Here is a 6,757-nt window from a genome sequence, read left to right as displayed (position 1 = left end):
GTCGTAGCACGACGCCGCCGCGTGCGGCAGCGTGGCCGCGGGCCACGCGTCGAACGCGTGCCGCGTCGCCGCGCGCCACGCGCGCATCCATTCCCGCTGCTGCTCGACGAGGGCATACCACATGGCGAACCTTGAGGCGGAAGGGGGTGAACTTGCATTATGGTCACTGTGGCCGGACATCGTGAGTCCCGCGCGCGGCGGGTTGATGCGCATCGGGCGCACGGGCGCGAAGGCCGGCCGAGCACGTTCCGCTATTTCGGCAAACGCGGTCGCGGAGCCGGCCCCCGCTCGTTGCGGGCGGGAACGGGCCCTAGGCGATGCCGCGCGACGCTGCTACAGTCGTCGCTCCCATTCCCCTCAAGCGGAGTGTTCGCGATGAAGCTGATCGGCATGCTGGATTCCCCGTTCGTGCGTCGGGTCGCCATTTCGGCGAAACTGCTCGACCTCCCGTTCGAACACGAGTCGATCTCGGTGTTCCGTCATTTCGAGCAGTTCAGGGCGACCAACCCGGTCGTCAAGGCGCCGACGCTCGTGACCGACGACGGCGCGACGCTGCTCGATTCGTCATTGATCGTCGACTATCTCGATCACCTGGTCGCGCCCGAGCGGCGCTTGCTGCCCGATACCGCCGATGCTCGGCTGCGCGCGCTCGTGCCGGTCGGCTTCGCGCTGGCGGCCGCCGAGAAGACCGTGCAGGTCGTCTACGAGCAGGCGCTGCGTCCGGCCGACAAGCAGCATGCGCCGTGGCTCGAGCGCGTGCTGAGCCAGATCGAGGGCGCATACGGCGCCCTGGAGCCGCTCGTCGCGGCCGCGAACGGCTGGTTCGGCGGCGCGCGCCTGCTGCAGTCCGACGTGACGGTCGCGGTCGCATGGCGCTTCACGCAGTTCATGGCGGCCGACTACCCGGTGCTCGCGCGGATCGATCCGGCCCGTTATCCGGCACTGGCCGCGCATTCGGCGCGGGCGGAAGCGCTGCCGGCGTTCGTCGAAACACCGCTCGTCTAGGCGCAGCGGCGACCTGCGGCGGGGCCCCGCGCCGCGCCCCGTCGCCCGCTCAGCGTTGTCAGGCAAGGCGCTGTCGATTGTTCTCGGCGGCTGACAAGTGACTTCGCATTCGCGCTGTTTATCCGGATGCGGCCGGTCCCTAGAATCCACTCCATCGAATGACGCCTTGCCTGATGGAGCCGCAGATGAAAGCCCTGATCGAATCGAGCCTGTACCACCCGTCCCTCGTGTTGCCGCTTGCCGCGCTGACGCAGTTGATGGTCGAGCGCGATTTCAATCTGGGTCAGGTCGGGCTGATCGTCGCGGCGCGCGGTGCGCAGGCCGCCGTGTCGCGCTCGCGAGCGCTGATTTTCTGCCGCCACTGCGAAGCGCAGGCATGAGCGCGCCGGCGTCGAATGGATGAAAAAAAGCCCGGCCGGCGCAAGCCGGTCGGGCGGATCGGGTTCGATCGGGCCCCGGCTTCGGCCGGGGCTTTTTCATGGGTGACGCTCAGGCGCGTGCCGGCGACCCGACACTGTAGATATCCGCTTCGTCGTCCTCGCGCATCTGGCGCACGAGCTGGTGGGCTTCGCGGCGCGACGCGACTGCCGGCGGCGAGCCCTTGAGCGGCTGGCGCGCGGTTTCGGCGAGCGCGACGACCGACACGATGCCGATCACGGCGGCGCCCATCATGTAGTACGCGGGCATCATCAGGTTGTGCGTGACGTCGACCAGCCAGGCGGTCACGAGCGGCGTCGTGCCGCCGAACAGCGACACCGACACGTTGAAGCCGATCGCGAGCGCGCCGTAGCGGATCTCGGTCGGGAACAGCGCCGGCAGCGCCGACGGCATCACGCCGGTAAAGCACGACAGCAGCACGCCGAGGATCAGCAGGCCGCCGAACACCGACGCCGTGGTGCCCGCGTGGATCAGCATCATCGACGGGATCGACAGCACGAGCAGGCCGACGCAGCCGGCCAGCATCACGGGCTTGCGGCCGACCTTGTCCGACAGGCGGCCGGCGGCGAGCGTCAGCGGCATCATCAGCACCATCACGATCAGCACGAGCACGAGGCTGTGCGATTCGTCGAAGTGCAGCGTCGACGACATGAAGCTCGGCAGGTACGACAGCACCATGTAGTCGGTCACGTTGAAGATCAGCACGAGGCCGACGCACAGCAGCAGGGCACGCCAGTTGCGCATCAGCGTTTCGCGGAAGCGCGCCTTCGGCACGGCCTTGTCCTGCGCCTCGCGCTCTTCGGCCTGGCGCTTGAACGCGGGCGTTTCCTCGAGCCGCATCCGGATGTAGAGACCGATCAGGCCGAGCGGGCCGGCGATCAGGAACGGCACGCGCCAGCCCCACGACAGCAGCGCCTCCTGCGACAGCGACGCGGTGAGCAGCGCGACGACGCCCGCACCCATCACGTAACCGATCAGCGTGCCGAACTCGAGGAAGCTGCCCATGAAGCCGCGGCGCTTGTCGGTCGAGAATTCGGCGATGAAGGTGGCGGCGCCGCCGTACTCGCCGCCGGTCGAGAAGCCCTGCACGAGGCGGGCGACGAGCAGCAGCACGGGCGCCATGATGCCGATCGACGCGTAGCTGGGGATCAGGCCGATCGCGAACGTGCCGACGGCCATCATGATCATCGTGGCGGCGAGCACGCGCTGGCGGCCGATGCGGTCGCCGAGCGGGCCGAACACCATGCCGCCGAGCGGGCGCACGAGGAACGCGGCCGCGAACGTGCCGAAGGTCGCGAGCAGCTGCGCGGACGGACTGCTGGACGGGAAGAACACCTTGCCGAGCGTGACGGCGATGTAGCTGTAGACGCCGAAGTCGAACCATTCCATCGCGTTGCCGATGGCCATGGCGCTGACGGCGCGCTTGAGGAGGCTCTGGTCGACGACGGTGATGTCGTCCGCGACGAGCGGGGCTTCGCCGGACGACGAAGCGGTGGAAGAAGCAGCGGTCGGGCTGACGTGTGTTGCGGTCAAGGTCATGCACTCCTTTGACTGCGCCGAACGGGCGGGCCGTCCGACACGGTTTGCCGGCGAGCGCGGTGTCGGATGCGGCGCGTCGGGGCAGACCTTTAAGCACTTACTGCATTGCAGGCGGTAAAGGGCCGTAAGGGGCTGCTTCGACGCGGGCCCGATGGGCCGTCGCGACAGTGCGCTCATGAAGAATGGGCCGCGTGATGCTGGCGGCAGCTGCCGGTGCGGACGGTGTCCAGCGTTCCGGCAAGCGCCCCGGAGGGGCAACGAAACGAGAAAAGCGGGCCTGTCGGGCGGGCTTTCCTGTGTGTGCAATTTCGGTCGAAGCACCGGCCCGCAACGCGCGGACGGACTTCTCTCGAAATCGAATAGACAGAGATTGAATGTTGAAACAGGCGACATGATAGCACGATGACGGATGATCGTGCAAATTGCCGGGAAACGCCCGGCTGGCGGGGCGTCCGGCGGGGGCGGCTCGGGTATGATCGGCGGCGCACGGCGGGGCCGTGCGGCCCCGGGTGACGGGGGCCGAATTCACGAGGAACCGGATGACCGAACTGATGAGGATCGCGGCGCTGTTTGCCGCCACCGCGCTGGCCGAGATCGTCGGCTGTTACCTGCCGTGGCTCGTGCTGAAGGACGGCCGGCCGGTGTGGCTGCTGGTGCCGGCCGCGCTGTCGCTCGCGCTGTTCGCGTGGCTGCTGACGCTGCACCCGAGCGCGGCGGGGCGCACCTATGCCGCGTACGGCGGCGTGTATATCGCGGTGGCGCTGGTCTGGCTGCGGGTGGTCGACGGTGTCGCGCTGACCCGCTGGGACGTGGCCGGCGCGGTGCTCGCGCTCGGCGGAATGGCGGTTATCGCGCTGCAGCCGCGCGCGTGAGCGTGGCCGCGGCGCGTGCCGCCTGCCGCCTGCTTCAAGCCGCTTCGGCGGCGCCCGCGTCGGCGGACGTGCGCCACACGCAGGTGCCCTTGACCGACTTGTCGAGTTCGTCGAGCTGCGCCTGGTGCGCGGCGAGTTCGTCGTCGCTCGCGGCCACCACGGCCAGGTCGAGCGCGGCGAGCGACACGCGCTGGCCGTTGCCCGCGCCGCCGTCGGCGCCCGCGTCGTCGAGCATGTCGATCACGAGGCTGTCCTGGCCGCGCGTCATCGCCAGATACACCTCGGCGAGCAGCTCCGAGTCGAGCAGTGCGCCGTGCAGCGTACGGTGCGCGTTGCTGATGCCGAAGCGGTCGCACAGCGCGTCGAGCGAGTTGCGCTTGCCCGGGAACATCTGCTTGGCCTGCACCAGCGTGTCGATCACGCCGCCGCAATGCTCGGTGAACGGCGGCAGGCCGAGCCGCGCGAATTCCGCGTCGAGGAAGCCAAGGTCGAACGGCGCGTTGTGGATGATCAGCTCGGCATCCTTCACGAAGTCGAGGATCTGGTGGGCGACTTCCGCGAATTTCGGCTTGTCGCTCAAGAATTCGGTCGTGAGCCCGTGCACCGCCAGTGCGCCCGGATCGCTGTCGCGCTCCGGGTTCACGTAGAAGTGCAGGTTGTTGCCGGTGAGCCGCCGGTTCAGCAGCTCGACGCAGCCGATTTCGATGAGGCGGTCGCCCGTGCGGGCGTTCAGGCCGGTGGTTTCGGTATCGAGAATGATCTGGCGCATGTCGGGAAAAACAAAAGAAACAGGGGAGCGGCCCGCGTTCAGGCCGTGAGCGATTCGACGCCGCGATTCGCGAGTGCGTCCGCGCGCTCGTTTTCGGGATGACCCGCGTGGCCCTTGACCCAGCGCCACTCGACCTTATGCTGCGCGACGAGCGCGTCGAGCCGCTTCCACAGGTCGGCGTTCTTCACCGGCGTCTTCGCCGCGGTGACCCAGCCTTTCTTCTTCCAGCCGTGGATCCACTCGCTGATGCCTTTCTGCACGTATTGCGAGTCGGTGTGCACGATCACCTGGCACGGCCGCTTCAGCGCTTCGAGCGCGGCGATCACGCCCATCAGCTCCATGCGGTTGTTGGTCGTGTTGGGCTCGCCGCCGAACAGCTCCTTCTCCTTGTCGCCGTAGCGCATCAGTGCGCCCCAGCCGCCGGGGCCGGGGTTGCCCTTGCAGGCGCCGTCGGTATAGATGTCGATGGTATCGGTAGTCATGAATGTTCTTGATGGGTGGTCGGGGAGGCCGCCGGCGTCAGGCCCGGTGCGAGCACGGGCTTCTTCATCCGGATCTGGCCGACGAGGCGCATGCCGCGCACGCGCTTGACGGCCGTCACCATGTAGACGGCGCCGAAGATCGGCCACCAGCGGTCGCCGGCGGCTTCCATGAAGCCGTAGCGGGCCAGCCACTTGTCGGTGACGAGCGGCGGCCGGTAGCAGCCGAAGCGGCCGCGTTCGAGATCGAAGCCGAGCAGCTTGATCCAGTCCTTGAGCCGGATGAACGCGATCTGGTCGCGCGTGGCCGGCACGAACGGGCGGTTCGCCATGCGCCCGAACGATTGCCGCATGCCCCACAGGCTGAGCGAATTGAAGCCGGTGATCACGAGCTGGCCTTCCGGCATCAGCACGCGCTCGGCCTCGCGCAGCAGCCGGTGCGGATCGGACGTGAATTCGAGCGTGTGCGGCATCACGATCAGGTCGACGCTCTGCGACTCGAACGGCAGGTCGAGCAGGTCGCACCAGGTCGTGCTGCGGCCGTCGGGCGCGTGCTCGGGCGCATGCGCTTCGCGCGCCCACGGATACTGGTACGGCGCGCTCGCGCCGCTCGCCGGGTCGAGCACGAGGCCGCGATACGGCATGCGGTTCTCGCGCAGCGCGTCGAGCTGCGGCAGGCCGAGCTGCAGCGCGTGGAACCCGAAGACGTCGGACACGATCCGGTCGAGCTGCGCCTGTTCCCAGCCCAGCACGTAGCGGCCGGGTGGTGAGTCGGTCCAGGCGGGCCAGTCTATAATTTGACGATCGGACATAACGATGATTGCGCGCCCATGAACGAGCTGGAATACATGCCGGTTCCGGCATTCGATGACAACTATATCTGGCTCGTCTCGGACGGCCGCGATGCGATTGCCGTCGATCCGGGGGAAGCCGCGCCGGTGCGCCGGGTTCTAGCCGAACGAGGCTGGCGGTTGACCGCTATTTTACTCACGCACCATCACGCCGACCACGTCGGCGGTGTCGCGGCCCTGCGCGATAGCCAACCGGACGATGTTCCGCTCGTCGTTTACGGCCCCGCGGCCGAGGCGATCGGCGTGGTCACGCGGCCGCTTTCGGGCGGCGCGCGCGTCACGCTCGAGGCACCCGCCGCCACGTTCGACGTGCTCGACGTGCCCGGCCATACGCGCGGCCACATCGCCTATTTCCAGGCGGCCGGGCCGGGCAACGCGGCGCCGCACGTGTTCTGCGGCGACACGCTGTTCTCGTGCGGTTGCGGGCGCCTGTTCGAGGGTACGCCCGCGCAGATGCTCGCTTCGCTCGACGCGCTCGCGGCGTTGCCGGGCGACACCCACGTGCATTGCGCACACGAATACACGCTGTCCAACATCCGCTTCGCGCTCGCATGCGAACCCGGCAACGCGGCGCTCGCCACGTGGCGCGACGACGCACAGGCGCTGCGCGCGCGCGGCGTGCCGACGCTGCCCACTACGATCGCGCATGAGCGTGCCGTTAACCCGTTCATGCGGGCGGACAGCGAGGCGATCCGCGCGACGCTCGAGGCCGAACTGCATGAAACGGTGCCGGATCGTCTGACGGCGTTCACGCTGATGCGCGAGTGGAAAAACCGGTTCCGATGATGATTTCCGGAGGACTCC

Annotated in this window: 8 protein-coding genes and 1 pseudogene; 4 read left to right on the top strand and 5 right to left on the bottom strand. The window is 68.3% G+C overall.

Going from position 1 to position 6,757, the window contains the following annotated elements; genetic code table 11:
* Positions 1 to 123 (bottom strand): annotated as a pseudogene (locus G3N98_RS39720) (polyhydroxyalkanoate depolymerase); the annotation flags it as partial.
* A 252-nt stretch (positions 124 to 375) separates the two neighbouring features.
* Here G3N98_RS39720 and G3N98_RS08405 point away from each other — a divergent pair.
* Together G3N98_RS08405 and G3N98_RS08400 are read left to right on the top strand one after the other, a co-directional pair.
* Positions 376 to 1,005 carry a glutathione S-transferase gene (locus tag G3N98_RS08405; RefSeq protein WP_206147888.1) on the top strand — a complete coding sequence of 210 codons (630 nt, stop codon included), beginning with the start codon at positions 376 to 378 and terminating at the stop codon, positions 1,003 to 1,005.
* Positions 1,006 to 1,190: 185 nt separating this feature from the next.
* Entirely contained in the window at positions 1,191 to 1,385 is a 195-nt protein-coding gene (locus tag G3N98_RS08400) for a hypothetical protein (protein ID WP_069249260.1), read from the top strand.
* Positions 1,386 to 1,494: 109 nt separating this feature from the next.
* On the opposite strand, the gene proP is transcribed toward G3N98_RS08400, so the two are convergent.
* Positions 1,495 to 2,982: a glycine betaine/L-proline transporter ProP gene (gene proP, locus G3N98_RS08395; RefSeq protein WP_089472519.1), complete on the bottom strand. Its 1,488-nt coding sequence runs from the start codon at positions 2,980 to 2,982 to the stop codon at positions 1,495 to 1,497.
* Positions 2,983 to 3,521: 539 nt separating this feature from the next.
* Between proP and G3N98_RS08390 the strand changes: the two genes are divergently transcribed.
* The gene (locus G3N98_RS08390) at positions 3,522 to 3,854 is read left to right on the top strand and encodes a YnfA family protein (RefSeq protein ID WP_046545360.1); all 333 of its coding nucleotides are present in this window, start codon (positions 3,522 to 3,524) and stop codon (positions 3,852 to 3,854) included.
* A 34-nt stretch (positions 3,855 to 3,888) separates the two neighbouring features.
* On the opposite strand, the gene dnaQ is transcribed toward G3N98_RS08390, so the two are convergent.
* Genes dnaQ through G3N98_RS08375 form a run of 3 tightly spaced genes read right to left on the bottom strand, consistent with a single transcriptional unit; the run spans position 3,889 to position 5,914 of the window.
* On the bottom strand, positions 3,889 to 4,623 hold the full coding sequence (dnaQ, locus tag G3N98_RS08385) for a DNA polymerase III subunit epsilon (RefSeq protein ID WP_175239763.1): 735 nt from the start codon (positions 4,621 to 4,623) through the stop codon (positions 3,889 to 3,891).
* Between the two features lie 38 nt (positions 4,624 to 4,661).
* Positions 4,662 to 5,105 (bottom strand): ribonuclease HI, encoded by a 444-nt coding sequence (rnhA, locus tag G3N98_RS08380; RefSeq protein ID WP_206147887.1) that lies wholly within the window; start codon positions 5,103 to 5,105, stop codon positions 4,662 to 4,664.
* Positions 5,102 to 5,914 carry a class I SAM-dependent methyltransferase gene (locus tag G3N98_RS08375; RefSeq protein ID WP_089430881.1) on the bottom strand — a complete coding sequence of 271 codons (813 nt, stop codon included), beginning with the start codon at positions 5,912 to 5,914 and terminating at the stop codon, positions 5,102 to 5,104. Before G3N98_RS08375 ends, rnhA begins: the two co-directional genes overlap by 4 nt.
* 18 nt (positions 5,915 to 5,932) lie before the next feature.
* Here G3N98_RS08375 and gloB point away from each other — a divergent pair, with 18 nt between their 5' ends.
* Positions 5,933 to 6,739, top strand: coding sequence for a hydroxyacylglutathione hydrolase (gloB, locus tag G3N98_RS08370; protein WP_089472521.1), 807 nt, complete (start codon positions 5,933 to 5,935; stop codon positions 6,737 to 6,739).
* The last annotated feature ends 18 nt before the right edge of the window (positions 6,740 to 6,757 follow it).

Source organism: Burkholderia sp. Tr-20390, from assembly GCF_017104595.1.
GTDB lineage: Bacteria > Pseudomonadota > Gammaproteobacteria > Burkholderiales > Burkholderiaceae > Burkholderia.
Note: the sequence above shows the minus strand (reverse complement) of the source record. Positions and strands in the feature narration are given on the sequence as shown.

Excerpts from the sequence above, each read along its gene's own strand:
- gloB (WP_089472521.1), top strand. The coding sequence starts at position 5,933 with ATGAACGAGCTGGAATACATGCCGGTTCCGGCATTCGATGACAACTAT.
- G3N98_RS08405 (WP_206147888.1), top strand. The coding sequence starts at position 376 with ATGAAGCTGATCGGCATGCTGGATTCCCCGTTCGTGCGTCGGGTCGCC.
- rnhA (WP_206147887.1), bottom strand. The coding sequence starts at position 5,105 with ATGACTACCGATACCATCGACATCTATACCGACGGCGCCTGCAAGGGC.
- proP (WP_089472519.1), bottom strand. The coding sequence starts at position 2,982 with ATGACCTTGACCGCAACACACGTCAGCCCGACCGCTGCTTCTTCCACC.
- G3N98_RS08375 (WP_089430881.1), bottom strand. The coding sequence starts at position 5,914 with ATGTCCGATCGTCAAATTATAGACTGGCCCGCCTGGACCGACTCACCA.
- G3N98_RS08390 (WP_046545360.1), top strand. The coding sequence starts at position 3,522 with ATGACCGAACTGATGAGGATCGCGGCGCTGTTTGCCGCCACCGCGCTG.
- dnaQ (WP_175239763.1), bottom strand. The coding sequence starts at position 4,623 with ATGCGCCAGATCATTCTCGATACCGAAACCACCGGCCTGAACGCCCGC.
- G3N98_RS08400 (WP_069249260.1), top strand. The coding sequence starts at position 1,191 with ATGAAAGCCCTGATCGAATCGAGCCTGTACCACCCGTCCCTCGTGTTG.